Source organism: Streptomyces flavusporus (assembly GCF_046267975.1).
GTDB classification, from domain to species: domain Bacteria; phylum Actinomycetota; class Actinomycetes; order Streptomycetales; family Streptomycetaceae; genus Streptomyces; species Streptomyces flavusporus.
Map to the genome: position 1 here is coordinate 1,692,559 of NZ_CP176503.1, position 26,548 is coordinate 1,719,106.

Consider the following 26,548-nt stretch of genomic DNA (forward strand, 5'->3'; position numbering starts at 1 on the left):
TGAGCTGTTGGATTCCGGGTGAGGGGTCAGCCGAGGTTGTTGCCCCACAGCGCCTTGTCGTCGCTCTTGACGCTGGGCACGCCGCCGTAGGTGCCGCCGTCGGCGGTGACGAGCGGGGCGGAGAGCTGGTCCTCGAGCAGGCCGTCGCGGACCTGGATGATGGTGCTGTCGTGGTCGGTCTTGCCGGGCTTGAACGTCTTTCCGTCGATCGCGGCCTTGAGGTAGTACAGGGCGTACTTGGCGTAGAGGTCGGCCGGCTGGGAGACGGTGGCGTCGATCTTGCCCTCGGCGATGGACTTGAGCTCCTCGGGGATGCCGTCGTTGGACACGACGAACACGTGCTTCTTGTCCTCCGGCCCCACCAACAGGCCCTTCTGCTTGAGCACTTGGAGGGTCCCGGACAGGGCGAAGCTTGACTGCATGTAGACGCCCTTGATGTCCGGGTGCTGGGTCAGCCGCGTCTGGAGCTTCTGTGCGGCAACCGCGCCGTCCCAGTTGGTGGCCTCACCGAACACCGTGATGTCCGGGTAGTTCTTCTTCATGCAGTCGTTGAACGCCTCGGTGCGGTCACGGCCGTTGATGGAGTCCAGGCCACCCTGCAGCATCACCACCTTGCCCTTGCCTCCGAGCTTGGTGCCGAGGTACTGGCAGGCCTTCTCGCCATAGGCGCGGTTGTCGGCGCGTACGACCATGAACACCTTGCCCGTGTCTGGGCGGGTGTCGACGGTGACGACGGGGATCTTCTTCGCCTCCATCTGCGCGAGCGTCGGGGCGATGGCGGCGGTGTCCTGAGGGGCCATCGCGAGGCCCTTGACGCCCTGGCTGATGAAGGTCTGCGCGTTGGCGGTGAGCTTGGCGACGTCGTTCTGCGAGTTGGTGGTCTTCAGATCCAGGCCCAGCTCCTTGGCGTACTGGGGCGTGTACTTGATGTAGGAGTTCCAGAAGTCGGTGTCGGAGCGCGGGTAGTCGATGCCGACCAACGGCGCGTCACTCGACGACGCAGCGGTGGTGGAGCTGCCGCACGCACTGAGCAACGCCAGTGCGGACAGGGCGGAGACGGCTGAACAGAGGGCGGTTCTGAGTCTCATCGGTGCTTCCTCGCGCCGGTCCCGTAGCGGGAGAGGTTTCGCCTCGACGACATCTGCGCATCGCCGCGCGGTAGAGATGGGATGTTTATAGGGGCCGTTCCGACGCCGTGTCCAGCCCCTCGCTCTAACCGGTTACAACATTCCAGTTCAATCCCGCCACGACGACAGGGGCCTGGCGCACTTCAAAACGATCCATCCCATCAATCCTCGCCGCTGAATGGGCACGATCTCGCCATGAGGACCTGGCAGACATGCCATGTCTGGCTGGTCGCAAATCGCATCAAGAGCGCCTCAAAGGCCGTCAAGTGACTGACTGGGCAGCGCCTTTCATCCCTGCACGCCGGTTGACACCGCAGGGATACATGGCGGACCTTCGTGCGTAACAAGCGGCGCCCTATGCACAGCGGTCACGCCGACTGGTCTCCCCTGCGCTCCCCTGTCCCCCTCTGCCTTCTGCACCAGGGATGTCCTCATGTCGAGTTCGATCAACAGACGCCACTTCCTGGCCGGTGCCACCTGCGTCGCCGCGGCGGCCGTCGCCGGAGGTGTGTTCGGCTCCGGCGTCGCCCAGGCGGCGCCCAGCACGTACACACCGGACTGGAACTCGGTCGACCAGCACCCGCCGGCCCCGGAGTGGTTCCAGGACGCCAAGTTCGGGATCTACTTCCACTGGGGCGTCTTCAGCGTCCCGGCCTTCGGCAACGAGTGGTACCCGCGCAACATGTACCGGGCCGGCGATGCCGCCAACCAGCACCACATCGCGACCTACGGCCAGCCGTCGGAGTGGCCGTACCACAACTTCATCGACGGGGCCCGGGACCTGGCGGGCAACTTCGTGAAGTTCGCGCCGAAGCTGAAGTCGGCCGGCGGGAAGTTCGACCCCGACGAGTGGGTGCAGCTGTTCGTCGACGCGGGCGCCAGGTTCGCCGGCCCGGTCGCCGAGCACCATGACGGCTTCTCCATGTGGGACAGCCAGGTCAACGAGTGGAACTCGGTGAAGAAGGGGCCGGGGCTTGACCTCCTGAAGCTCTTCTCCACGGCCATCCGCGCCAGGGGCCTCAAGCTGCTGGTGGCCATGCACCACGCGTACAACTTCACCGGCTTCTACGAGCACGTCCCCGCCCAGACGGACCCGAGCCTCAAGAAGCTCTACGGGCAGCTGGGCCCGGCCGCGGAGAACCAGCTCTGGTTCGACAAGCTCAAGGAGGTCATCGACCGCGCCCAGCCCGACATCCTGTGGCAGGACTTCAATCTGGACGACGTCGACGAGCAACAACGCCTCAACTTCCTGGCGTACTACTACAACCAGGCCAACAGCTGGGGCCGTGAGGTCGTCACCACGTACAAGGACGGCATGCACGGCAAGGGCGAGGTCTTCGACTACGAGCGCGGCGGCCCGGCCGACCTCACCACCCCGTACTGGCTGACCGACGACAGCATCTCCAGCAGCAGCTGGTGCTACACGCAGGGCATCGGCTACTACACCTTCCAGCAGATGCTGCACTCGTTCATCGACCGGGTCAGCAAGAACGGCAACGTGCTGCTGAACATCGCGCCGATGGCCGACGGCACCATCCCCCAGGCGCAGAAGGACATCCTGCTCGGTATCGGAGACCACCTGAAGCGCTTCGGCGAGTCGGTGTACGCGACCCGCGCCTGGACCACGTACGGCGAGGGCCCGACGAAGATGGGCGGCGGCTCGTTCACCACCCCGCACGCCGGCACGCCACAGGACATCCGCTTCACCCGGAACAAGGCGAACACCGTCCTGTACGCCACCGTCCTGGGCTGGCCCGGCAGCTCGGTGACGATCAAGACCCTCAGCTCGGACCGGATCAACCTCTCGTCGCTGACCTCGGTGAAGCTCCTCGGCGCCACCGCCGGCACCTACATCGACCTGCCCACGCCGACCCAGAACTCCTCCGGCCTCACGGTCACCCTGCCCTCCTCGGCGCCCTACAGCGCGGGCGCCTACGTACTGAAGCTCACCTTCTCCGGCACGATCCCGGGCCTGCGGCCGCTCTCCGGCGCCGTCGCCTTCGCGGACGTCAACTACAGTGGCAGCTCAGGTGTGTTCGCCGTCGGCGACTACACCGCGGCCGACCTGACCACGGCCGGACTGGGCGCGGGCACGCTCTCCTCCCTGCGGCCGGCCCCCGGTTACCAGGTTGTCGGCTACTCCGGAGACAACTTCACCGGCACCTCCTGGACGTTCACCGCCGAGAACCCCGACCTGCGGGTCACCGGCAACAACGACCGGATCACCTCGCTGAGAGTCCAGTTCAACCCGGCGACGTACTTCCGGATCACCAACGCCACCAACGGACTCGCCCTGGACAGCGGCGGCAACGTAGCCTCCGGGTCCAACCTCAAGCAGTGGACCTGGGACGGCAGCCCCAACCTGCAATGGCAGGCGGAGCCGGTCGGAGGCGGCTACTACAGGCTGGTCAACCGCACCAACGGCATGGTCGCCGACAGCTGGGGCGCCACCGCCAACGGCTCTCCAGCCCGACAGGCCCCCTGGAACGGCGGCACCAACCAGCAGTGGACCATCACCCACCGGGGCGGCGACCGCTACTCGATCGCCAACCGCACCACCGGCCTGGTCCTCGACGGCGGCGGCAACGTCGCCTCCGGCTCCGTCACCAAGCAGTGGACGTACGGCAGCAGCTCCAACCTGCTCTGGAGCTTCACGGCCGTCTGATCCTCGGGACGCACGCCAGCGGCTGCGACGGCGTACGAGGAATACGCCGCAGCAGCCGCTGTCACGCTGCCGCCCGGCTCGGCCACTCGAGTACTCCTCATCCCCGGCAACGTTTTCGTCTCGTGCGATCACTGCACAGTGCACCAGCGGCTCGATCTTCCGTACGGACGGGTAATGAGACCAGCGAGGCAGCGCAGACGCAGGCTCATGCTGGGCGCCACGGTGGCGGTGACCGCAGCGGGCGTTCTCGCCTACCTGGTCATGGGGTTGCTCCCCGACCGGAAGGAAGAGGCAGGCCCTGCCGCCGCAACGCCCGTCGCCACCGACCGAGTGAGGGCTACTGCCACCCCGCAGCCGGAGGCGAGCACCCCGACCGCGTCGGGAACGCAAGATCACGGACATCTACGGCGAACGACTGACCATCACCGGGATCGCGTTGCGGCCGGACGTCGTGCAGTCGACCGGGGTCCGCGGCACTGAGAGTTGTCGAAGCGCATCGACACCGGCCATTCCGCCGGTAGGCCGGGAACGGACGAGGACAGAGAAACTTTCTTCGCGTCCAAGCTCTTGTTTCGTATGAAACATGTCCGTTAACTTCCCCATGAGGTGAAGCGCTTCGACACTGCGGGAAGGGCCTTCCTCACAGGTGTGCTGACACTCCATCAGATTGCCACACGACTCTCCATAACCGAGGAGCCGTCATGACGGCACGCAGGATCACCGACCGCCTGGGCGGCCTCGCCTTCGGCGGGGACTACAACCCCGAGCAGTGGGACGAGCCGGTCTGGAAGGAGGACGACGAGCTCATGCGCCGGGCCAGGGTCAACCTGGCCACCCTCGGAGTCTTCTCCTGGGCCCTGCTCGAACCCGAGCAAGGACGCTACGACTTCTCCTGGCTCGACGCCCACATCGAACGCCTGCACGCCAACGGCGTGGCCGTCGACCTCGCCACCCCGACGGCCTCCCCGCCGCCCTGGTTCACCCTCGCCCACCCCGAGGCGCTGGCGGTCAGGGCCGACGGCACCCGGCTCGTCCACGGCAGCCGCGACACCTACTGCCTCGCCTCGCCCGCCTACCGCAGCGCGGCCCGCCGGATCGCCTCCGCGCTGGCCGAACGGTACGGCGACCACCCCGCCCTCGCGCTGTGGCACGTACACAACGAGTACGGCACACTCTGCTGGTGCGACCACGCGGCGGCCGCGTTCCGGGTGTGGCTGCGCGCCCGGCACGGCTCGCTGGACGCCCTCAACGAGGCGTGGGGCACGGCCTTCTGGAGCCAGCGCTACTCCTCCTGGGAGCAGGTGTTGCCGCCGCGTGCGACGCAGTACCACAAGAACCCCGGCCAGACAGTGGACTTCCACCGCTTCTGGGCCGACGAGATCATCGCCGCCTACTGCGAGCAGCGCGACGCGATCCGCGAGCACAGCGACCGTCCGGTGACAACGAACCTGATGCTGCCCTACTACCTGCGGCTCAACCTGTGGGCGTTCGCACGCGAACTCGACGTCGTCACCTCCGACCAGTACCCGGACGCGAACGGCCTCGACGGCGCCGCACATGTGGCCTTCTACGCCGACCGCTCCCGCTCCCTGGCCGGCGGCCGCCCGTGGCTGCTGATGGAGCAGGGCACCAGCACGGTCTACGACGGCGAGCAGGTGATCGGCAAGGAGCCGGGTGACGTACTGCGCCACAGCCTCGGCCACATCGCGCGCGGTTCGGAGGGCGCCCTGTTCTTCCAGTGGCGGCAGTCCCGGGCGGGCGCCGAGACCTGGCACTCGGCGATGCTTCCGCACGCGGGTCCCGATAGCCGTATTTTCCGCGAGGTCACACAGAGCGGTGAGGCGGTCGCCGCGCTCGGGGAGTTGGCGGGATCGACGGTCACCGCGTCCGTGGCCGTGCTCGACGACCCGGACGCCATGTGGGCACTGGAGGTGGACGGCCTGCCCTCCTCCCGCCTCGACTACCACGCGCCGCTCGCCGGGGCACACCGCGCGCTGTGGGACGCGGGCGTCACGGCGGACTTCGCCCACCCGGAGCACGATCTGATCCGCTACCGGCTGGTCATCGCGCCGTCCCTGTTCCTTATGTCCGACAAGGGCGCCGAGAACCTGCGCCGTTACGTCGCCGGCGGCGGGACCCTCCTCGTCCAGCACGCGACCGGATACGTCGACGAGCGCATGCACGCCCGCCTCGGTGGCTATCCGGCCGGACCGCTGCGCGAGGCGCTGGGCATCCGCGTCGAGGAGCACCGGCCGCTACGTACGGACGAGCGGATCACCCTCTCGGACGGCTCGCACGGCACCGTCTGGAGCGAGTCCCTGCGCGCCGAGGGCGCCGAAACACTCGCCGCCTACACCCACGGCATGCTCGCGGGCAGCCCGGCACTCACCCGGCACCGCTTCGGCACCGGGCAGGGCTGGTATGTCTCCACGCGTCTGGACGACGCCGACTACGGCGCTCTCGTCGGGCGCCTGCTGAAGGAAGCCGGTGTCGAACCGGACGTACCCGGCCTGCCGGCCGGTGTCGAAGCCGTCACCCGGCACGCAGCCGACGGCCGCCACTGGCACGTCCTGATCAACCACACCGAGGACGCCGTGCCCCTGCCGGAGCCCGCCCACAACCTGCTCACCGGCACAACGGCCCACGAACTGCCGCCCGGCGGCTGCGCGGTCCTGCGCGGCCACTGACCTGGAAAAGGACACATGGAAAACGAACAGCGGAGCTTGCGCTGGGGTCACGAGGCCCTGCATCTCGACTTCGTCCTCGGCGACGACGGCAGCGTCCGCCTGACGCATCTCGGACTGCCCGGCGAAGCGGGCAGCGACCCCGGTGCGTCCCTGCCTCTGGTGGAGGTGACGGCCGCGGGTCACGGCCGCGGCTGGTCGGGCAGCCGCCTGATCGGGACCGCCCTCGGCGAGCGGCTGCGCCACCGGACCCACCACGCGGCCCGCCACGGCGACTGGCACACCCTGACCGTCCAACTCCACGACCCGGAAACCGGACTGGTCGCAGAGGTGACCTACCGGTCACCGGACGGCATCCCCGTGCTCCGCAGCGAAGTGACCCTGCGCAACGAAGGGCCGTCCACGCTGCACCTGGAGTCGGTCAGCTCCCTCGCGGTGGGCTGCCTCACCCCGCAGGACCCGACGGCCGTCGACGCCGCCGACCTGCTGTGGGCGGACAACGACTGGCTCGCCGAATGCCGCTGGCAGCGACAGCCGATGCGCCGGACCACACCCGCCGTCAGCGGACGCGTGAAGTACGGGCACGGCAAGGCCGGCTTCGAACTGACCGGACAGGGCTCCTGGTCCAGCTGCGGACACCTGCCCATGGGCGGCCTGACGGACCGGCGCACCGGCCGCACCTGGATGTGGCAGATCGAGCACAACGGCGGGGGCTGGCGCTGGGAGTGCCAAGAGCACGACCACGCTGCCTACACGGCACTGTTCGGTCCCACCGACACCCACCACGGCTGGCGGCACCCCCTGGAATCCGGCGCCGCCTTCCGCACCGTACCCGTGGCCCTGTCCTTCAGCGCCGACGGCGGCCCTGACGCCGCGTTCGCCGCGCTGACCCGCTACCGCCGCGCCCACCGCCGCCCGCATCCCGACCACCGGGGTCTGCCTGTCATCTTCAACGACTACATGAACTGCCTGATGGGAGACCCCACCACCGACAAGCTGCTGCCGCTGATCGACGCGGCGGCCGAGGCCGGCGCCGAGTACTTCGTCATCGACGCGGGCTGGTACGACGACAGTGACGGCTGGTGGACCAGCGTCGGCGCCTGGGAACCATCCGCCTCACGTTTCCCCGGGGAGAAGGGGATCCACCAGGTGCTGGACCGTATCCGCGAACGCGGCATGGTGCCCGGCCTGTGGCTGGAGCCGGAAGTCATCGGCGTCCACAGCCCCATGGCCAAGTCCCTGCCCGACGAGGCGTTCTTCCGCCGCGACGGCGTCCGCGTCACGGAGAGCGGCCGCCATCACCTGGACCTGCGCCACCCGGCCGCCCGGGCCCACCTGGACCAGGTCGTGGACCGCCTGGTCGGCGAGTGGGGCGTCGGCTATCTCAAGCTCGACCACAACATCGACCCCGGCTCCGGCACCAGCGCCCACCCCGGCGAGACCCCGGGCGCCGGTCTGCTCGGCCACAACCGGGCGCAGCTGGACTGGCTCGACGGCGTCCTCGACCGCTATCCGCACCTGGTGGTGGAGAACTGCGCCTCGGGCGGCATGCGCTGGGACCACGCCCTGCTGTCCCGGCTGCAACTGCAGTCCACCAGCGACCAGCAGAACCTCCACCACTACGCGCCCATCGCGGCCTCCGCACCCACCGCCGTCACCCCCGAGCAGGGAGCCGTCTGGGCCTACCCACAGCCGGAGGACTCCCTCGACGAGGTCGCCTTCACCATGGCGAACGCCCTCCTCGGCCGCATCCACCTCTCCGGCCGCCTCCAGGAGCTGGGGCCCGAGGCCCGCGCGCTCGTCCATGAGGCGGTCACCGCGTACAAGGCCATCCGCGCCGACCTGCCCCGGGCCCTGCCCTCCTGGCCACTTGGCCTTCCCGCCTGGGACGACCCCTGGCTCGCCCTGGCCCTGCACACCCCCGCCACCACCTACCTCACCGTCTGGCGCCGCCCGGGCGGTGAGGCCACCACTACCCTCCGGCTGCCTGAACGGGCGGACGGCGCAGCCTGTGTCGAGGTGCTGTACCCCGCCGCACGTCAGGCCGTTGCCGTCTGGAACCCGGACACCGCCGACCTCACCGTGACCCTGCCCACCGCGCCCTCCGCGGCGCTGCTGCGCATCACCCGCACGGAGCCGGACGCTCCCTGAGCACCGCCCCTGCTGCCCACCCGACGAAAGGACGACCAAGGGTGCCCGCTCAGAACCAGCCCGCCCGCCCTGCCAACCCCGTGCTCCCCGGGTTCCACCCCGACCCGAGCATCTGCCGTGTCGGCGACGACTACTACCTGGCCTGCTCCAGCTTCGAGTACTTCCCCGGCGTACCCCTGTTCCACAGCCGCGACCTGGTGCACTGGCGGCAGATCGGCAACGCCCTGGACCGGCCGGAGCAGTTGCGCCTGCCGGCCTCCATGCCGTCCTCCGGCGGCATCTACGCCCCCACCCTGCGCCACCACGACGGCCGCTTCTGGCTGATCGTCACCAACTGCAGCGAGGGCGGCGGCAACCTGATCGTCACGGCCACCGACCCGGCCGGACCGTGGTCGGATCCGATCCCGGCGCCAGGCGTGCCCGGCATCGATCCCGACCTGGCCTGGGACGAGGACGGCACCTGCTGGTGCACCGTCGCCGGGGTCGCGCAGGTCCGCCTCGACCCGTCCACCGGACAGACGCACGGAACACCGCACAAGCTCTGGTCCGGCGCACCCGGCGCCAAGGCCCCGGAGGCGCCGCACCTGTACCGGATCGGCGACTACTGGTACCTGCTCATCGCCGAGGGCGGCACCGAGCGCGGCCACGGCGTGTCCATCGCCCGCGGCCGGACGCCGGCCGGCCCGTTCGAGCCGTGCCCGGCCAACCCGATCCTCACCCACCGCGGCACCGACCACCCCGTCCAGAACACCGGCCACGCCGACCTCGTCCAAGGCCCCGACGGCTCGTGGTGGATGGTCTTCCTCGGCGTACGGCCGCGCGGCGGCACGCCCGGCTGGCACGTGCTCGGCCGCGAGACCTTCCTGGCTCCCGTGACCTGGGAGGACGGCTGGCCGGTCGTCGGCGAGGTCACCCTGGACCTGTCCGCGTTCCCCTGGCCGCTCTCCCCCGCTCCCGCCGAGGAACGGCGCGACGACTTCGAACTCAGCGAACTCGGGCCGACCTGGATCTCCGTGCGGGACCGCCCCGCCGAGCTCTGCACCACCAAGGAGCGCCCCGGATGGCTGACGCTCCGCGCGCGGGGCGGCTCCCTGGACGAGCCCGACGTGGTGTTCACCGGCCGCCGCCAGCAGCACCTCACCTGCCGGGCCCGCACCCTGGTCGACCCGGAGCAGGGGCGCGGCGGCCTCGCCGTCCGGCTGGACGAGCGGCACCACTACGCGATCGAGGCGTCCGGGACGGACGTAAGGGTGATCGCGCGCGTCGGCTCCCTGCGCACGGTCGTGGCCGAACACTCCGTACCCGCCGGGCCGCTGGTCCTCGCCCTCACCATCACGGACCCGCCGCCTCCGCACGGGCCGTGCACCGGACCCGACACCTTCTCCCTCGGCATCGAACAACCCGACGGCATCTTCACCGCTCTGGCGACGCTCGACGGCCGCTACCTGTCGACCGAGGTGGCCGGCGGCTTCACCGGCCGGGTCATCGGCATGTACGCCGCCGAAGGCACCGTCCACTTCGACTGGTTCGACTACGAACCGCTCGCACCCTGAGCGGGCGCTCCTGCCCCGCTTCCGGACCACCGATCGCACCGACCCGTACGACCGGTCGAGAGAGGGACACCACATGCGCACCTCGCTCTTCAGACGTCACCGCGGCCGCGGCCCAGGACGACTGACCGGCATCCTGATGGCGCTCGCCGTCATGGTCGGACTGGCGGGCGGTACCGCATCGGCCGCACCGGACGACAAGGCGGCACCCACGAGGTCGACGGTCCGGGTTCCGGCCCGTGCCATGGACGCCGTCGCGGCGATGCAGCCCAGCTGGAACCTGGGCAACACCCTCGACGCCATTCCCGACGAGACGAACTGGGGCAACCCGAAGGTCACCAAGGACCTGTTCACCACCATCCGCGCGGAAGGCTTCCGCAGCGTCCGGATCCCGGTGACCTGGACCGACCACCAGTCGGCCACCGCCCCCTACACGGTCGACGCCGCGTTCATGAGCCGCGTCAAGGAGGTCGTCGACTGGGCGCTCGACGAGGGCCTGTACGTCGTGCTGAACGTCCACCACGACTCGTGGCAGTGGATCAAGAAGATGCCCGCCGACCACGACGGAGTGCTGGCCCGCTTCAACTCGACCTGGACCCAGATCTCCCAGACATTCCGCGACGAGCCGCGCACCCTGATCTTCGAGAGCGTCAACGAGCCGCAGTTCGAGAACGCCACGGCCGAGCAGAAGGCCAAGCTCCTGCACGAGCTGAACACCTCCTTCCACAAGATCGTCCGCTCCTCGGGCGGGGGGAACACCGACCGCCTGCTGATGCTGCCCACGGACGGATGCACGCCCGGCCAGAAATTCATGGACGACCTGTACACCACGATCAAGTCGCTGAACGACCCCCACCTGATCGCCACCGTGCACTACTACAGCTGGTATCCGTTCAGCATCAACATCGCGGGCGGCACCCACTACGACGATGTCGCCCAGAACGACCTCAACGACGCCTTCGCCCGCATGCGCGACACCTTCATCGCCCGGGGCATCCCCGTCTACCTCGGTGAGTACGGCCTGCTCGGCTGGCCCGACCACAACCATCCCTCCCGTGTCGAGCGGGGCGAGGCACTGAAGTACTACGAGCACTTCGGACACGCGGCGCGCCTCGTTGGTGTCACCACCGCGCTGTGGGACCCCGGAACGTGGGCCTACCTGAACCGGGAGACCCTGAAGTGGACCGACCCCGCCCTGATCGCGTGGATCAAGTCCAGCTGGACCACCCGTTCGGGAACGGCCTCCTTCGACAAGGTCTTCGTGCCGAAGTCGGAACCGATCACGGCCAAGGGCCTCACCCTGAACTTGAATGGGACCAAGTTCCGGGGCCTGTGGCACGGCAACACCAAGCTCGTCGAGGGACGCGACTACACCCTCTTCGACAAGACGCGGCTCGTCCTCACGGCCGGCGCGCTGACCCGGCTGACGGGCGACCGCGAGTACGGGGTGAACGCCACGCTTGAGGCCCGGTTCTCCCGCGGGCTGCCCTGGAGGATCGAGGTGGTCACCCACGACGCCCCGGTGCTGTCCGACGCCACGGGCAAGACCGACGCGTTCACCATCCCCACGCAGTACCGCGGTGACGTGCTGGCCACCATGGAGGCCAGGTACGGCGACGGCAGCAACGCCGGCCAGACGGACTGGACCCCGTACCAGGAGTTCAACAAGTCCTTCAAGCCGGACTACCCGAACGACACGATCATCCTGACCACCGAGTTCCTGGACGCGCTGCGCGACGGCGAACTGGTCACACTGACCTTCCACTTCTACAGCGGCGAAAAGCTCATGCACCACGTCAAGAAGTCCGGAGACTCGGTCACCGGCACTCGCGTCACACCCACCTCCTGACCGACCGACCCGCCCCTCGCCCTGGTTGCCCTTCCCCGGCAACCAAGGCACGCGTGTCCAGAGGCCCCCTCACTCCTCCTTCGGAGGAGCCGTGCTCTCCCGGACGGTGAGGGTGGTCGCGATCTCCAGTCCCACCTGCGGCACTTCCTCGCCGCGGCCGAGCGCCAGAGCCAGTTCGGTGGCAGCCGTCGCCATCTCGGCCAGCGGCTGATGGACCGTGGTCAAGGGCGGATCCATCCAGGCCACGGCCGGTACGTCGTCGAAGCCGACCACACTCAGAAGGTGTTATGTGAGGTTTTGAAGGTTTGTCCTCGCTCGTTGTCCTGACGCCGGGGCGGTTTCGGCCCGCCACCAGGTTTGGCGTGCTGGGCTGGGGTGGTGAGATACGACGAGGTCAGGTATCCGAGCGATCTGTCGGACGAGCGGTGGGAGTTGATCCGGCCGGTGATCGAAGCGTGGAAGGCGGCGCATCCATCGGTCTCCGGGCATCAGGGCCGGTACGAGATGCGCGAGATCGTCAACGCGATCCTCTACCAGACGCGCACCGGCTGCCAGTGGCGTTACCTGCCTCGCGATCTGCCCCCGTACGGGGCGGTGTACTACTACTTCGCGCTGTGGCGGCGGGACGGGACCGACAAGCAAATCCATGACCTGCTACGCATGCAGGTGCTCGAGGCGGCCGGGCGTGCCGAGGACCCGAGCGCGGTGGTACTCGACTCGCAATCGGTGCGTGCGGCCGCCGGCGTGCCGAAGACCACGACCGGCCTGGACGCGGCGAAGAAGACCCCGGGACGCAAGCGCGGGCTGGCGGTGGACGTGATGGGGCTGATCATCGCGGTCGTGGTCATGGCCGCGAGCGCGCATGACAACGCCATCGGTACCGCGCTGCTCACGCGGGTCGCGGCCGAGAACCCCACGGTGAGCAAGGCGTTCGTCGACGCCGGGTTCAAGGACGAGGTCGCCATCCACGGCGCATTGCACGGCATCGAGGTGGAGGTCGTATCCCGCCTCGATGGCGAGAGCGGCTTCCGGCCGCTGCCGAAACGATAGGTGGTCGAGTAGACGCAGGGCACGCTGATACTGCACCGGCGGCTGGCGCGTGAGTACGAGAAGAATCCTGATTCCACGGCCTCCCGCCTGTACTGGGCCGCGGCCGCGAACATGACCCGACGGCTCACCTTCACCCGCACCCTGCCGTGGCGGTGGTCGTGAGCACCGGTGCGCTCACCGTCGCGGCGCTGCTCGACAAGCTCACCGCCCGCCAGGCCGCGGCTGACGCCGAGGTCGCCGACCTGCGCGAACGCGTGGCCAAGGTCACCGACGCCCTGGCTGCGGCCGAACACGAACGCGACCGATGGGCCGACGCCCGCGAGACCGTCATGGCGCTGGTCGCCGAGGTCCACCCCGACCAGGCCACCGACGCCGCGCGGTCTGCCACCCCCGCCTACCAGCAGATCCTCGCCGCCTTCACCGACGCCGCTGGACCACTACGCGCGAAGGAGATCTGCCAGGCACTGGAGGCTGGAACCGAGCCCCGGCACGTCGAAGGCACGCGCTCGAAGCTCAAGAAACTCACCGCCCGCGGTATCCTTACCGAGCCCTCACCAGGCCTGTTCGCCCTCGCGCCTCCACAAGCACAAAGCGCTGATTAACAGTCACATCCGGCTCCACAGCGGGCCGACGGAAAGCCGCATAACACCCTCTGAGTGGGCGTTTAGGTATGGCTTGCGGTGTTGCGTCGTTCTTGCGGCGTGATCTCTTTGGAGTGATTCACGCCCTACGTGCAGTTTCACGGCCTTCCAGGCTCCAGCCTCGGCGCCTATTTACTCCGCATCTCGCACCCAGATTCCGTCTGGTCTATGGACGTCATGGAAACGCCCAGCCGGTCAAGTACCGCTGTCAGCGGTGCTGTTCGTGTAAGAGCCCTTTCGTGAGCCAGCGCAAGCCGTACCCCAGCGACCTGTCCGACGCCCGATGGGCGTTGATCGAACCGACCTTATCCGCCTGGAGGAAAGCCCGACTCGACCGCAGACCCACCGGCCAGCCGGCCCAGGTCGAACTGCGCGATGTCTTCAACGCAATCCTGTACGTCAACCGCACCGGAATCCCCTGGAAATACCTCCCGCACGACTTCCCCAACCACGGCACCGTCTACGCCTACTACGCCGCCTGGCGCGACGAAGGAATCCTCGCCCAGCTCAACTACGACCTCACCGGCCTGGCCCGCGTCAAGGAAGGCCGCAAACCCGAACCCACCGCCTCCGTGATCGACACCCAGAGCGTCAAGACCTCCACCAACGTACCCCTGACCAGCCAGGGAACCGACGCCGCAAAGAAGATCGTCGGTAGGAAGCGGGGCATCATCACCGACACACTCGGCCTACTCCTCGCCGTAACCGTCACCGCCGCAAGCCTGTCGGAAAACGCCGTAGGAATACAACTCCTCGACCAGGCCAAGAAGACCTACCCCACCATCTCAAAGGCGTGGGTCGACACCGGCTTCAAAAACGCCGTCATCGAGCACGGAGCCAACCTCGGAATCGACGTCGAAGTCGTCAAAAGAAACCCCGAAATCCGCGGCTTTCATGTCGTCAAAAGACGCTGGGTCGTGGAGCGGAGTATCGGATGGATCATGATGCACCGCCGCCTCACCCGCGACTACGAGACCCTGCCCGCCAGCTCCGAAGCCATGATCCACATCGCCTCGATCGACAACCTCACCAAGCGCATAACGGACGAGACCACACCAACCTGGCGAGGAACTTACTAGGAAATAAACGGCAATTCGTCTACATCAAACGCCCTCTGAGAGTAGACATCCAGGAAGTCTTGGGCTCGGTCGTGCAGGAGTGTGTCACCGGCTGGATTCTTCGACAGCTCCCATGTCGCCCACGCGAGTTCTCGTTCGGGGAAGTCGACTCGCAGCTCGTCCCAGTCGATCAGCCCGGCGATGGTCCCTTCCCGGCAAATCAGGTTTCTACGGTAGAAATCTCCATGCAAGAGTAGGGGAACCGCGATCTGCTGCTGTTGGCGCTCCCAGTCAACGAGTGTCGCATCGAGGTCCGGGTCCTGCAGGTCAGCCCAATGCCCGCACCGTTCGCAGCGTGGGATCGGCTGCGGGCGTCGCCCCTTCAGCGTCAGCTCGCGTGCGGCCAAATGTAGCCGGGCCAACAGGTCGGCGGCTTGCCGTCGTGCGGCTGCATGGCCATCGCCAGGATCTTCGGCGGAGCCGCCTCAGAGTGAAAGCCCCGAACCGATAGAGGACGGCGAAGTACTCCGTCATCTTGGCGACCGTGAGCGCGGAGGTGTTCAGGTAGAGGACGAGGACCTGCTGCTTCATGCGACCCTCCCGGGACGGTTGGCGACGCGGGTCGCCCAGTGGTCGATGTCGAACGAGGCGTCGTCGGCGCCTGTGGCGAAGCCTCCGCGAGGAGGGCACCGACAGGCGCACGCACGAGGAGCACGTACGGTGGCCATCTGGCGGGCCCTGCGCAGCAGGGACGCGGACGCGGCGCGGGTGCGCATAGCGAACCATCTGATCGGGGTCGAGGAGGCCGTCCGCGACCTGGGGGACCGCGGACGGGCGGCCGACGAGGGCAGTCAGTCGAGTTCGACCACTTCGGCATCGTAGGCGCCGAGAGTGAGCCCGCCGTCGTAGCGCGTTTTGCGGAGGACACCGGTCGCCTTGCCCTGCAAAACGATCGATTTGGGTTCGGCGTCGAGGTTGAGGTAGAGCACATGGCGGTCGTCGACGGCGCGGGCCATCACCCCCGGCGGGACCGACGGGCCCGGGTCGATGCCCAGGCGGGTAATCTCGGATTCGAGCAGCGGGTCGAGGACCTCGCGCCGCGCCGGGAGCGCGATGTAGACCGCGCGTCCGGCCCCGTACCGGTTGGCGGTGATGAACGGGCGGTTCCCGTCGAGTCCGGCGGCGCGGGCGAGGACGTCGGCCGTGACCGGCTCGACCACGTCGAACCGCGGGGTCGCGGCGGCGATGGCGCGGCCGTCGAACTCGAGGTCGAGCACCTCGTGTCCGGTGCGGCCGTGCGCGAGTTCGTTCAGCATCGCGGTCTCCTCGTAGGAGCCGACGCGGATGCCGAAGACGTCGTCGAGCCGGCCCGGCCGGGTGGTGGCGAACGCCTGCCCGTCGGCGTCGAGCGTCGCTGAGTACGAGGTCATGATCGCGGTCCCGCCACGTTCGACGAACGCGCGGATGCGGAAGGCGGCCGCCTCGTCGAGGACCAGCACGCCGGGGATGAGGAGCAGCTTGTAGTCGAGCTCGCTGCGGGCGAGGTCGACCAGGCGGGCGTCGAGGTTGCGGTCGATGACGGCTTCGAACGCGGTCTGCGCCTGGGCGTCGTGGCGCTCGGGGAGGACCGCGCTCGCGATCTGGCTCGGGAAGTCGAGCGCCACCGCGATCTCGGGTCGGGGCCGGTAGGGGAAGCCGCGGCCTTCGAGCTTGGCGAACTCGGCGGCGATCTGCCGGTACTCGTCGAGCTTGCGGTTCGGGCGGCCGTCCCAGTCGACCATGCCCTGGAGGAACTGCTCTTCGCCGGCGTGCATGGTCTGCCAGGTCCAGCCGCACACGAGCTGGTTGCCGAGCATCAGGGACGCGTAGGCGGACCTGCGGATCGAGCCGGGGACGGCGGTCATGGTGGTGAACTCGGTGCACCAGAACGGAGTCGTGTTCTCGTACTGGATGCGGGCTACCCCGAACAGGATGGCGCGCAGGCCCGCGGTGTCGATGATCGACTCGCCCGGGTAGAACCCGTTGCCAGCGCGGGTGATCCGTCCGGTGTAGGCGAGCGGGGCGTAGTCGAAGTGCCTGCCGTGGCTGTAGTACCACATGTTGCCGGTGGTGAGGACGCCCGGCGCGTTCGTCTCGACGATGTCGAGGAGCTCGGCGAGGTAGGTCTCGACCTCATGGGAGACGAAGCGGCGGAAGTCGAGTACGCGCTCGGGGGCGCCGGAGTAGTGCCCGGACTTGGGGAGACCGACCTCGGCGAAGTCGCCGATCCGGCGGGACCACCGGTGGCCGGCCCAGGCGGCGTTCAGCGCCTCGGTGGTGCCGTACTTGGCTTCCAGCCAGGCGATGAAGCGCGACCTGACGGTCTCGGAGTAGGAGATCGGGCCGTCGCCGGGCTCGTTGTCGATGCCGAAGGCGGCCAGGGCGGGGTGGGCGGCGTAGCGCTTGGTCAGCTTGTCGGCGAACCGCTTCGCGTGCGTGCGGAACGCGGGGTCGCCGACGTCGTCCATGTAGCGGTGGTTGGCGTAGAGTCGGTTGCCGTTCGCGTCGGTGACGTCGATCGAGGGGTGCTTGCGATGGAGCCACAGCGGGGCGGGCCGGACAGCGATGTCGAGGATCACGCCGATCCCGTGCTCGTGCATGAGGTCCATGACCTCGTCGAACCATTCGAAGCGGAAGTCGCCGTCGGCGGGTTCGAAGGTGTCCCAGGCGAGGTGACCCAGGCGCACCATGCGGATGCCGGCCTCGCGCATCATCGCGGCGTCGCGCCGCCAGGTGGCCGGGTCGGAGTCGTGCGGGTGGTAGTTCGCGCCGACGATGAGATCGGGCAGGTTCTGGCCTGCGGCGGAGCGGTTCACGGGGTTCCTCTGGTTTCAGGTCGGTGGCGGGTGGGCGAGGGCGGTTCAGTAGACCCGGATCGCTTCGACGTCGAGCGGCTGCTCCGGGAAGGACAGCCGCACGGCCTTGGCGAGGCGGATCGGGAAGTCGAGGGACGCGGCGAGCTCGCCGCCGGGTCCGGCGCGGTGCAGCGGCGCGAAGGCGTCGCCGTCGGGGCTCATCCAGAGGGTTTCCAGGAAGGTCTGCGGCGCGTTGCCGGCCTGGGACCAGTCGGAGAAGCCGGGGTAGGCCAGGCTCCAGCGTCCGGACGTGTCGGCGGTGGTCAGGTAGACCAGCCACTGGCCTTGTAGCGAACGACGGTGGGGTCCTTGACCGAGACGACGGGGTGGCTCGCGTCGGGCTTGGGTGAGATCACCGGCCCGGTGGAGGACCACTGGTAGGTCGAGGTGAGCTGGTCCGCCTGCACCGGGGGCGGTGCCTGCTGGGCGCCGGCCGGTGGGGCCGCGGCGGTGACCATGGCCGCCATCGCGATCACCGCCAAGGCGATCCGCGATCGGATTCACAGTGAGCGTTTCATGGCGTCCTTCCGGGAAATGAGCGCGTATGCGGGGCCGGTCCGTCCCCGAGGCGTCCAGCCCCGGGGACGGACCGGGGTCCTGACCGGCCAGGCCGGTGAGGTCGGTGCGGTTAACGGCCGAACAGGTAGTGGGCGGCGGCGGCCTCAGCCGGCGATGTCGCCGTAGATTGTGCCGCGGGCGCTGAGGTAGACGCGGCCGTAGACGAGCGGGTCGCCGGTGATGGCGCTCCCCGCGAAGGCCCACTGGTGGGCGTCGTCGTTGATGCGGTACCAGCGGCCTCCGCCGTCGGTGGAGCGGAAGATGCCGTCCTGGCCGCCGACCGTGGCCGAGATGTAGATCGCCGGATAGCCGGATCGCGTGGCGGCCTTGCCGAAGCCGACCCCGATCGCCAGGTCGACCGCGCTGATGCGGGTCCAGGTCGCGCCGCCGTCCTTGGAGAACCACAAGCCGGTTGCGACCCCCGCTTTGTCGCTGCGGCCGGCGAGCCAGACGTGGCCCGCGCGGCCGGGGACGGTCCGGAAGTCGTCGACGCCTTCGGTGGGCAGGCCGGTCGCTCCGGTGCCGGTGAAGGTCGCGCCCTTGTCGGTGCTGCGGTAGAACGTGCCGCCGGAGAAGGCGTACATGACGGACGAGTTGACGCGGTCGGACCGGATCCTGGCTCCCGCTGGGAGACCCTGGACCGGGCTCCACGTCGCCCCCAGGTCGGTGCTGCGGACCGGGGTCTTGTCCGTGTTGCTGGGCGACCACAGGAGCGCGGAGGCGTCGGCGGTGATCGCGACGACGCCGGAGCCGCCGCCGGGGACGCCGTCGAGCCGCGCCGCGTTCTTCCAGGTCTTGCCGCGGTCGGTGGAGACGATGACGTGGGTGTCCACGTCCACGTTGACTTCGCCGCTGCCGACGATGACGTTCGGGTCGGACTGGGCGAAGTCGAGGCTGTTGCCGCCCCAGCCGGGGCGGAGCATCGGCTCGGCCCGGTTGAGGTCGGTGTGGACGAAGCCGCTGACGTCGCCCATGGCGGAGACGAGGGTGCCGCCGAGGGCGGCGATGTCGCGGACCCAGGTCTCTTCCACGCCTTCGGCCCGCACGCTGACCGTGAACTTCTCGATCGGCAGGGCGATCCGCTGGCCGGCGTCGTTCCGGCCGATCAGCTCGCCTTGGGTGTCCCACCGCGTCAGTTCCTCGGTGCCCCAGATCATGGCGCCGGTGCCCCACATGATGCGGTCGGAGTTGTGCGGGTCGATGGCCAGGGCCTCGATCATCCACCCGTGCTTGACCGCGTACGCGGGCCCCTGGTCGGTGCCGTTCCACGACACCCACGGGGCGGCGCTGCTGTCCATGGCGAAGCGATCGGTGCGCGCGGTGCCTTCGGCGTAGTCCCAGCTGAGCGACCAGGTGGCGCCGGAGTCGGTGGAGCGGTAGAGGATCTCGTCGGGGTACCAGTTGTTGCATGTGGACGCCATCAGAGTACCGGGGTTCTGGCGGTCGACGGTGATCCCGCCGAAGCCGGGGATCTGGCCTCTCGGGTTGTAGGCGGGGGTGACGTCGGTCCATACGCCGGTCTGGGTCGCCAGCCGCTGGATCTTGCCGCCGTTGCCCGAGGCGGGCGCGCCGTTGTAGGGGCCGGGGTCGTGGCTGGTGATGACGTACAGGTACCCGTTGGTGTTGTCCACTGCGGACTGCTTGGGGATGGTGCGGTTCCCGTCGACGCTGCCGAGCGCCGCAGCCGCGCCGGGGACGGGCTGCCAGGTCGCGCCGCCGTCGGAGGAGACGTACAGCGGGTCGGCCGGATCGGCGACGCCCACATAGATCTTGCCGCCGATCTGGTCGAAGTCGATCCAGATCACGCCCTGGTTGTCGGCGAGGTAGGTGTTCGAGGGGTCGACGACGAAGTTGCCGGGGTTGGGGAAGGACTCGACCTTGCTCCAGGTGCGGCCGTAGTCGCGCGAGCGCCACAGTCCATGGCCGCTCGGCGTCCCCAGGTACAGCTCGGCGTTGTCGGCCGGGTTGACGACCAGGCGCTCGCCCATGCCGCGGCCGGGCATGTTGCCGCCCTGCTTGAACGGCAGCTCGGCGATGCCCCAGGTCTCGCCCTTGTCGTCGGAGTAGAGGATCGCGCCGGGGTTGGGGTCCCAATCCATGGTGTAGGCACCGACCGCGGCGTAGACGCGGTTGGTCTCGACCGGGTCGGTGGCCATGGAGACCACGTAGTAGTAGCCCCAGTTGTCGCGACCGACCCAGTCGAGCAGCTGCTTCCAGGTCCGGGAGTCCTCCTGCCACCGGTAGCAGCCGCCGACGTCGGTGCGGGCGTAGATCAGGTTCGGCTCGGTCTCGTTGAAGATGATGCCGGGCACGAAGCCGCCGCCGTTGACGACGGCGTTCTTCCAGATGTAGGCGTCCATGCCTCGCGGATCGGCCTTGGCGAAGGCCGGGGCGGGCAGGGCACCGGCCACGACCGCGGCCGCGCCGAGGGAGGCGGTGAACGTGCGTCGTCGCATGATGTTCTCCTTTGCGATGGATACGAGAGGTTGGTCTTCGACTCGCGCGGCACACGGAAATCGCCTAGATGAATGAGTCCGCCCCAGCGAGGTTGACGATGTGCAACCGCCCCTGGGGCGCGTCGCTGAGCGCGGCCACCGGCTGTCTCCTCTTGGTGTTGGGGCGAGGTCTGGAGGTGGAGGCAGGTCTGTGGGGGTACGTTTCAGCCCTTGATGGCTCCGGTGAGCATGCCCTTCTTGAAGTGCCGCTGGACGAAGGGGGAGGCGACGGCGACGGGGATCAGAGCGAGGACCATGACGGCCATCTGCAGCCCCAGGGCAGAGAGTTGACCGGTGCGGACCGCATACGCGAGGCCGGTCGGCGCCTCGGTGTTCTTCTGGACCAGCTGGATGAGCACGTTCTGCAGCGGCATCATCTGCTGGTCGGTGAGGTAGATGGAGGCGTTGAACCAGGCGCTCCAGTAGCCGACCGCGTAGAACAGGGAGATGACGGCCAGCACCGCCCGGGACAGCGGCATGATGATGGTCAGCAGGATGCGCAGGTCACTGGCCCCGTCGATGCGGGCGGACTCGGTGAGTTCGGGGGAGATCCCCATGAAGAAGGCCCGCAGGACGAGGATGTTGAAGACGCTGACCGCGCTCGGCAGGATCAGGGACAGGTAGGTGTCGGTGAGGCCCAGCGACTGCACCAGAAGGTACGTCGGGATCAGCCCGGCTCCGAAGAACATGGTCGCCATCATGATCATCAGGAAGAACCGGTGCCCCAGACTGCCCGGCCGGGACAGGCCGTAGGCCGCGAGTACCGACACCGTCATCGAGAACAGCGTGCCGAAGAGCGTGACGCCGACCGAGACCATGATCGCCCGGCTGACCTGGCCGCCGCTGAGCAGTTCGGTGTAGTTGACGAAGGTGATGCCCTGGGGGATCACGACGAGGCCGCCGACCCGGTCGATCACGGGCTTGGGAGAGAGGCTGGTGACGATCACGATCCACAGCGGACCGAGCACCCCCAGGCAGCAGAGCAGCAGGAACGCGCCCTTGGCGGTGAGTCCGGCCTTGCTCGGCGGCTCCTCCCACACGGGGCGGGCGGGTGCCTTCAGGCTGCGGATGAGCTGCGTGTTGAGGCTCATTTCTTGTACACCCCCTGCTCGCCGAGCAGGTGCGCGACCTTGTTCGCGCCCAGGATGAGACACACTCCGATGACTCCCTTGGCAAGGCCGACCGCGGCCGCGTAGCTGAAGTCGCCGTTCTGGATGCCCATGTTCCACACGTAGGTGTCGAGGACCTCGCTGGCCCCCGCGCCGACCGCGTAGCGCTGGAGCAGGAACTGCTCGAATCCCACGCTCAGCGCGTCGCCCACCCGCAGGACCAGCAGCAGCGCGATCACCGGGCGCAGCGCGGGCAGCGTGACGTGCCACATGCGACGCCAGCGTCCCGCGCCGTCCATGGCGGCGGCCTCGTACAGGTCGGTGCTGACGGCGGCCAGCGCGGCGAGGAAGACGATGATCCCCCAGCCGGCGTCCTTCCACACGGCCTGCGCGGTGACCATGTACTTGAACAGGCTCGCGTTCGTCATCAGGTCGAAGCCGCTCCACCCGTGCTTCTCCAGGGTCTGCGCGATGATGCCCGCACCGCCGAGCATCTGCTGGAACACGGTGACCACGAGGACCCACGAGAAGAAGTGCGGCAGATACATGATCGCCTGCGCCACGGCCCGCACCCTCGGCCGGATCACGCTGTTGATGACCAGCGCGAGGGCGATGGGGACCGGGAAGAAGAGCACCAGCTGGAGCAGGAACAGGACGAGGGTGTTCTTCGTGGCGCTCCAGAACAGCGGGTCGTCGAGCATCCGCGAGAACTGCTCCACGCCCACCCAGGGGCTGTGGAAGATCGCCGTGATGCCGTTGCTGGCGGCGTAGGGGTCGTAGTTCTGGAAGGCGACGACGTTGCCGAGCAGCGGGACGTAGTTGAAGATCAGGAGCAGGACGATGACGGGCAGCGTCATCAGGATGAGCGTGCGGTCGCGGCGCAACCGGACCCGGAAGGGAACCTTGCCCGCCGTGCCGGCCCTGCGCGGCACGCTCTCCTTCACGGTGGCCGCGGCGACCGCGGCCGTCGGTTCCTCGACGGCCGCGGGGGGACGTGTCCCGTCGGGCCTGCTCCCGGCCGTGAGGGACATCAGTTGCCACTGCCGTTCTTGTCGAGGAGCTGCTTGTACCAGTCGCGCAGCTTGTCGCCGCCGGAGGACTTCCAGGTGGAGATGGCCTGCTGTACGTCGGACAGCTTCTTGTTGCCGCGCACGAAGTCGATCTCCAGCTGCTCGAACTGGCTGGAGAGGGTGGCGTAGCGGGTCGGCTCGACGATGTTCATGCCGTAGGTGGACGTCTTCTTCATGAAGACACCCTGCCGCTGCTGCCACTCGACCTGCTTGCGGGCGATCTCGGGGAAGTCGGGGTGGGCGGTGTAGGGAGCCGGGGCGGCCAGCAGCACCCAGGCGCTGTTCACCTCCTGTTGACCCAGCTCGTTCTTGACCGGCACGCCGTTCTTGACGGTGTAGTGGGTGCCCTCGACGCCGAAGTCGACGTACATCCGCTCCTTGGTGCCGTAGGGCGCTGCCGCGAAGTTGGCGGCGGCCAGCGCGTTCTCGATCGTCTCCTTCGAGGCGCCCTTGCGGATCATCGACCAGATGCCGGCGGGCTGGCCGGCGTACAGGGTCGGGTGGCCGCCGTCCGCGCCGAAGTAGTCCATGCCCTCGATCTGGAAGTCCGGGTTGGACTGGGCCTGTTCGGCGGTCTTGCCCCACCAGTCGGCCCCGTTGCCGTTGTAGACCAGGACCTGCCCGGCGGTGAACCGCTGGCCCGGGTCGCCCGTGTTTGCTTTGTCGTCGGGATGAACCACACCCGCGGCGAACAGCTTGCGGACCCACTCCAGGGATTCGAGGTACTCAGGATGCTCGATGCGGTTCGTCAGCTTGCCGTCGTCCCCGATGTTCCAGCCGAGCGTCCCGGAGGGCAGGACACCGAAGATGCCCGCCGAGCTCCACCTCATGTCACCACAGGCCCACACCTTGGCCTTGGCGCTGGTGGCCTCCTTGGCCCAGCTGAGGAACTCGTCGGCCGACTTGGGGACGGTGTAGCCCCTCTTGTCGAAGATGTCCTTGCGGTAGTAGGGCGTGATGAAGCTCGCGGGAGCGGCGGGCATCGGGATGCCGCGCAGCGCGCCTCCGAAGATGCTCATGCGCCAGGAGTCGGACGGGATCGCGGCCAGGTTCGGGTACTTCTTGACTTTGTCGCCCGCCAGGTAGGGGCCGAGGTCCATGAACTTCGCGGTGACCGCGTTCGAGATCTTGCCGACCAGTTCCCAGCCGGGCACGACCACCATGTCGGGTATGGAGCTGGAGGCGAGGACGGCGCCGAGTTTCTCACCGTAGGTGTTGCCGTCCTGGTTCTGCCAGGTGATCTTGGTGCCCACCGTGGCGTCGAGTGCCGTGTAGTACGCGCACCCGGGCTTCGGCGGGGTTCCCCAGAACGGGGACATGATCTTGAGGGGAGCGCCGGTGCCGAGCTTTTTCGGGACCGAGGTGGCGAGGGTCGCGAGGTCGACCTTGCTGGTGTAGCCGGCCGACGAACCGTTCTTCGACGGGAGGTCCGGCTTGGCGACCGCGCTGGCGACGAACGTCGGGAGCAGCTTGTCGGCGGCCTTGCCCGAGGTGGTGCCCTCGCGCGAACCGCTGTCCGACCCGCCACAGGCGGTGAGCAGCGGCATCCCACCGGCCACCGCTGCGGTGGCGACCGCCGTGGAGGCGAGGAAGCTTCTCCGGCTCGGTCCGGAGGAGGCGGAAGCGGCGTTCGGCGTCATTGCGTCAACCCTTCATGGCGCACCTGGACACCCGGCGGTGGGCCGTCGGCTGCGGTGTCGTGACTGGAACTGGCTGAGCTGAAAGGGGACATCCCATTACTGCGACGTGATTCGCAGTCGAAGCGCTTCGATGTTGCAGTGAGGTTAAGTGAACACCCATGGGCGCACAAGGGTCGCTTCCAAGGTTCCTCCGAGGTACTGGAGGGACTCTCCGTATGCCCTGCTTGATGCGACGATGTTGGTCTCTTGACAATCCCTCTGGTGTCTGACGAGCGTCGAAGCGCTTCGAGAGCACTTGCCGCTCCATCTCAAGGGAATCCCACGTGTCCGCACACACGCCGCACACGCCACCACCTTTCCGCGATCCGCAGCTGCCGTTCGCGAAGCGCATCGACGACCTTCTGTCGCGGCTCACCCTCGACGAGAAGATGGGATCCCTGCACCAGTTCACGCCCGCCGTCGAGCGCCTGGGCGTCGCCGGGTTCCGCACCGGGCAGGAGGCCCTGCACGGCGTGGCCTGGATGGGTCCGGCCACCGTCTTCCCGCAGGCGGTGGGCCTGGGCGCGACCTGGAACAGGGATCTCGTACGACGCGTCGGCGAGGCAAGGAGGTCCGAGCGATGCGCGCCCGCGACGACCGCGTGGGCCTCAACATCTGGGCCCCGACCGTCAACCTGCAGCGCCACCCGCTCTGGGGCCGCAACGAGGAGGGCTGCTCGGAGGACCCGAAGCTCACCTCGGCCATCGCCACCGCCTACACGCACGGTCTGCGCGGCGACCACCCCACGTACTGGCGCACCGCGCCCGCCCTCAAGCACTGGCTGGCCCACAACAACGAGACGGGCCGCGACGTCACGTCCTTCTCGGTCCGCCCGCGCGTCCTCAACGAGTACGACCTGCGCGCCTTCCGCGAGACGGTCGAGGCGGGCGCGACGGCCGGCGTGATGCCGGCGTACAACCTGGTCAACGGCCGCCCCAACCACGTCTCCCCGTATCTGCGCGAGCACCTCCGCACCTGGACCGACGCGAGACCGAGGACCGTACGACCCTGGCCCTCCCCGCCCACCAGGAGCGCCTGCTGCGCGCGGCCCTCGCCGCCAACCCGAACACGGCGCTGGCGCTGGTGTCGGCGTACCCGTACACGGTCGATCACGCGGAGGTGCCGGCGCTGCTGTGGACGGCCCACGGCGGCAAGGCGGCCGGCAGCGCCCTGGCCCGGATCCTGGCCGGCGACGTCTCCCCCGCCGGCCGCCTCCCGCAGTCCTGGTACGCCGACGACGCCGACCTGCCCCACCTCCTCGACTACGACGTGATCGGCGGCCGCCAGACGTACCTCTACTTCGAGGGCACGCCTCTCTTCCCGTTCGGCCACGGCCTGTCGTACGCGTCCTTCTCCTACGAAGGCCTCACGACTCGCGTCGAGGACGGGACACTCCACCTGTCCTTCACGGTCGGCAACACCGGTGACGTCACGGCGGACGAGGTCGCCCAGCTCTACACCCGGGCCATGGAGCCGTCGGTGCCACGGCCCCGCAGGGAACTGGCCGCGCACCAGAGTGTGACGCTCGCGCCCGGCGAGGTCACGGAGATTGCCTTCCAGGTGCCGATGTCGGCCTTCGCGTTCTGGGACGTGGCGCAGGGACGTCAGCGGGTGGCACCGGGCCTCTACGAGATCCTCGTCGGAGCGTCCAGCGAGGACATCCGCCTGACCCAGACCGTCCACCTTGACGGCGAGCCGTCCGTCCCCCGGACGGTCATGGTGGGCGCCCGGTTCAACCGCCAGGTCCCCAACACCTGGGTCCGCCACCTCAACGCCGGCAACCCCGGCTGGGCGAGCCCGCGCACATGACCCCGCGCCTCCACGAAGTCGGCCTCCACCAGCCCCACGGCTCCTCGCTCAACGTCCCCGACTACTTCACCACGGCGGAGAACCCCGCCTGCGGAAACGCCGTCAACAGGAACTCAACGCCCGCTACAGCTACGCCACCCACCGGCCAGGAGCAGCAGT

17 protein-coding genes and 4 pseudogenes are annotated in these 26,548 nt (G+C 68.6%); 11 read left to right on the forward strand and 10 right to left on the reverse strand.

The window, feature by feature from the left end; translation table 11 throughout:
• Positions 1–26: 26 nt before the first annotated feature.
• On the reverse strand, positions 27–1,088 hold the full coding sequence (locus ACKTSN_RS08280) for a sugar ABC transporter substrate-binding protein (RefSeq protein ID WP_409468498.1): 1,062 nt from the start codon (positions 1,086–1,088) through the stop codon (positions 27–29).
• A gap of 472 nt (positions 1,089–1,560) precedes the next feature.
• Here ACKTSN_RS08280 and ACKTSN_RS08285 point away from each other — a divergent pair, with 472 nt between their 5' ends.
• The 5 genes from ACKTSN_RS08285 (at position 1,561) to ACKTSN_RS08305 (ending at position 12,026) form a co-directional block, all read left to right on the forward strand.
• Positions 1,561–3,792, forward strand: coding sequence for an alpha-L-fucosidase (locus tag ACKTSN_RS08285; protein ID WP_409468499.1), 2,232 nt, complete (start codon positions 1,561–1,563; stop codon positions 3,790–3,792).
• A 701-nt stretch (positions 3,793–4,493) separates the two neighbouring features.
• Positions 4,494–6,479 (forward strand): beta-galactosidase, encoded by a 1,986-nt coding sequence (locus tag ACKTSN_RS08290; RefSeq protein WP_409468500.1) that lies wholly within the window; start codon positions 4,494–4,496, stop codon positions 6,477–6,479.
• A gap of 15 nt (positions 6,480–6,494) precedes the next feature.
• The gene (locus tag ACKTSN_RS08295; RefSeq protein ID WP_409468501.1) at positions 6,495–8,627 is read left to right on the forward strand and encodes an alpha-galactosidase; all 2,133 of its coding nucleotides are present in this window, start codon (positions 6,495–6,497) and stop codon (positions 8,625–8,627) included.
• A 41-nt stretch (positions 8,628–8,668) separates the two neighbouring features.
• Positions 8,669–10,180, forward strand: coding sequence for a glycoside hydrolase family 43 protein (locus ACKTSN_RS08300; protein WP_409468502.1), 1,512 nt, complete (start codon positions 8,669–8,671; stop codon positions 10,178–10,180).
• Positions 10,181–10,253: 73 nt separating this feature from the next.
• The gene (locus ACKTSN_RS08305; protein WP_409468503.1) at positions 10,254–12,026 is read left to right on the forward strand and encodes a cellulase family glycosylhydrolase; all 1,773 of its coding nucleotides are present in this window, start codon (positions 10,254–10,256) and stop codon (positions 12,024–12,026) included.
• 69 nt (positions 12,027–12,095) lie between these two features.
• Here ACKTSN_RS08305 and ACKTSN_RS08310 read toward each other — a convergent pair whose 3' ends face one another.
• The gene (locus ACKTSN_RS08310; protein ID WP_409468504.1) at positions 12,096–12,299 is read right to left on the reverse strand and encodes a substrate-binding domain-containing protein; all 204 of its coding nucleotides are present in this window, start codon (positions 12,297–12,299) and stop codon (positions 12,096–12,098) included.
• Positions 12,300–12,404: 105 nt separating this feature from the next.
• Between ACKTSN_RS08310 and ACKTSN_RS08315 the strand changes: the two are divergent.
• From ACKTSN_RS08315 to ACKTSN_RS08325, 3 genes and pseudogenes are all read left to right on the forward strand, one after another.
• Positions 12,405–13,238: pseudogene (locus ACKTSN_RS08315) on the forward strand (IS5 family transposase).
• Positions 13,235–13,678, forward strand: coding sequence for a hypothetical protein (locus tag ACKTSN_RS08320; protein WP_409468505.1), 444 nt, complete (start codon positions 13,235–13,237; stop codon positions 13,676–13,678). Before ACKTSN_RS08315 ends, ACKTSN_RS08320 begins: the two are co-directional and overlap by 4 nt.
• A gap of 278 nt (positions 13,679–13,956) precedes the next feature.
• Positions 13,957–14,796, forward strand: coding sequence for an IS5 family transposase (locus tag ACKTSN_RS08325; RefSeq protein ID WP_409467189.1), 840 nt, complete (start codon positions 13,957–13,959; stop codon positions 14,794–14,796).
• Here the strand turns inward: ACKTSN_RS08325 and ACKTSN_RS08330 are convergent.
• Positions 14,793–15,209: pseudogene (locus ACKTSN_RS08330) on the reverse strand (phosphotransferase family protein); the annotation flags it as partial. The gene ACKTSN_RS08325 and the pseudogene ACKTSN_RS08330 sit on opposite strands and share 4 nt — an antisense overlap.
• 286 nt (positions 15,210–15,495) lie before the next feature.
• On the opposite strand from ACKTSN_RS08330, the gene ACKTSN_RS08335 reads away from it, so the two are divergent.
• A complete protein-coding gene (locus ACKTSN_RS08335; RefSeq protein WP_409468506.1) occupies positions 15,496–15,657 on the forward strand; it encodes a hypothetical protein in 162 nt (53 codons plus the stop codon).
• Here ACKTSN_RS08335 and ACKTSN_RS08340 read toward each other — a convergent pair.
• From ACKTSN_RS08340 to ACKTSN_RS08370, 7 genes are all read right to left on the reverse strand, one after another.
• Positions 15,627–17,630: a beta-galactosidase gene (locus ACKTSN_RS08340; RefSeq protein ID WP_409468507.1), complete on the reverse strand. Its 2,004-nt coding sequence runs from the start codon at positions 17,628–17,630 to the stop codon at positions 15,627–15,629. The genes ACKTSN_RS08335 and ACKTSN_RS08340 overlap by 31 nt on opposite strands.
• A gap of 45 nt (positions 17,631–17,675) precedes the next feature.
• Complete coding sequence (locus tag ACKTSN_RS08345) at positions 17,676–17,831, reverse strand: hypothetical protein (protein ID WP_409468508.1); 156 nt, start codon at positions 17,829–17,831, stop codon at positions 17,676–17,678.
• A gap of 101 nt (positions 17,832–17,932) precedes the next feature.
• A complete protein-coding gene (locus ACKTSN_RS08350; protein WP_409468509.1) occupies positions 17,933–18,151 on the reverse strand; it encodes a hypothetical protein in 219 nt (72 codons plus the stop codon).
• A 180-nt stretch (positions 18,152–18,331) separates the two neighbouring features.
• A complete protein-coding gene (locus ACKTSN_RS08355) occupies positions 18,332–20,683 on the reverse strand; it encodes a xyloglucanase (protein ID WP_409468510.1) in 2,352 nt (783 codons plus the stop codon).
• A gap of 203 nt (positions 20,684–20,886) precedes the next feature.
• Positions 20,887–21,813, reverse strand: a complete 927-nt coding sequence (locus ACKTSN_RS08360; RefSeq protein ID WP_409468511.1) for a carbohydrate ABC transporter permease — start codon at positions 21,811–21,813, stop codon at positions 20,887–20,889.
• On the reverse strand, positions 21,810–22,862 hold the full coding sequence (locus tag ACKTSN_RS08365; protein ID WP_409468512.1) for an ABC transporter permease: 1,053 nt from the start codon (positions 22,860–22,862) through the stop codon (positions 21,810–21,812). The genes ACKTSN_RS08360 and ACKTSN_RS08365 overlap by 4 nt, the downstream gene beginning before the upstream one ends.
• On the reverse strand, positions 22,862–24,541 hold the full coding sequence (locus tag ACKTSN_RS08370) for an extracellular solute-binding protein (RefSeq protein ID WP_409468513.1): 1,680 nt from the start codon (positions 24,539–24,541) through the stop codon (positions 22,862–22,864). Before ACKTSN_RS08370 ends, ACKTSN_RS08365 begins: the two co-directional genes overlap by 1 nt.
• Positions 24,542–24,864: 323 nt before the next feature.
• On the opposite strand from ACKTSN_RS08370, the pseudogene ACKTSN_RS08375 reads away from it, so the two are divergent.
• Positions 24,865–26,209: pseudogene (locus ACKTSN_RS08375) on the forward strand (glycoside hydrolase family 3 C-terminal domain-containing protein); the annotation flags it as partial.
• A 96-nt stretch (positions 26,210–26,305) separates the two neighbouring features.
• Positions 26,306–26,522 (forward strand): annotated as a pseudogene (locus ACKTSN_RS08380) (glycoside hydrolase family 6 protein); the annotation flags it as partial.
• Between the last annotated feature and the right edge of the window lie 26 nt (positions 26,523–26,548).